The organism is Pseudoalteromonas sp. 0303 (assembly GCF_013349995.1).
Classification (GTDB): Bacteria; Pseudomonadota; Gammaproteobacteria; order Enterobacterales; family Alteromonadaceae; genus Pseudoalteromonas.
In genome coordinates this window covers 1-252 of record NZ_JABVXF010000203.1, presented here as the reverse complement: position 1 = coordinate 252, position 252 = coordinate 1, and the positions used below count along the sequence as shown (strand labels likewise).

General features: G+C 52.0%; 1 tRNA gene. It reads left to right on the top strand.

The features are described from left to right. Positions 1-167 precede the first annotated feature (167 nt). Positions 168-244, top strand: a tRNA-Arg gene (locus HUS62_RS22795). The last annotated feature ends 8 nt before the right edge of the window (positions 245-252 follow it).

The window sequence follows — 252 nt, the reverse complement described above, 5'->3', positions numbered from 1 at the left end:
AGCTCAGCTGGATAGAGTACCTGGCTACGAACCAGGCGGTCGGAGGTTCGAATCCTCCCGCGTCCGCCACTTTCTCTTAGAAAGTGACATAAGCCGACAAGCTGTCGGTTTTTTTGTGTCTTTAAGATATAGTCAATGCAAGACTTAAACATGCATAATCACACTGCGGACGCGTAGCTCAGCTGGATAGAGTACCTGGCTACGAACCAGGCGGTCGGAGGTTCGAATCCTCCCGCGTCCGCCACTTTCTCT